Origin of the sequence: Shewanella sp. SM74 (assembly GCF_025653725.1) — a bacterium.
Lineage (GTDB): Bacteria > Pseudomonadota > Gammaproteobacteria > Enterobacterales > Shewanellaceae > Shewanella > Shewanella oncorhynchi.
Window position 1 is genome coordinate 1 of the sequence record NZ_JAKKRZ010000101.1, and the last position, 579, is coordinate 579.

Genomic DNA, 579 nt, shown 5'->3' on the forward strand with positions numbered 1-579 from the left:
GAACGACGCACCCGATGCCATCGATGACACTTACGAGGTTGCTGAAGGCGGCAGCGTCACTGGCAACATCATCACTGACCTACTCGGACGCGATACCGACGCCGATGGCGATACGCTGACGATCACCCAAATCAATGGTCAGCCCGTCACCTTCGTGAATGGCGTGGCCACGGTGGCGGTGGCTGGCGGCTCTTTGGTCATCAACCAAGACGGGACTTTCACCTATACCCACAATGGCAGCCAACCGGCRCCAACCAGCTTCACCTATACCATTACCGACGGTAATGGCGGCAGCGATACCGCTACGGTGACCCTGAATGTGGATAACGAGAACGACGCACCCGATGCCATCGATGACACTTACGAGGTTGCTGAAGGCGGCAGCGTCACTGGCAACATCATCACTGACCTACTCGGACGCGATACCGACGCCGATGGCGATACGCTGACGATCACCCAAATCAATGGTCAGCCCGTCACCTTCGTGAATGGCGTGGCCACGGTGGCGGTGGCTGGCGGCTCTTTGGTCATCAACCAAGACGGGACTTTCACCTATACCCACAATGGCAGCCAACCGGC

The 579-nt window shown here is 58.3% G+C and carries 1 protein-coding gene; it reads left to right on the forward strand.

Annotated elements, in window-relative coordinates; translation table 11 throughout:
- Positions 1-579, forward strand: a 579-nt coding sequence (locus L5M49_RS25205) for an Ig-like domain-containing protein (RefSeq protein WP_263267003.1), incomplete at both ends; no start/stop codon positions are given.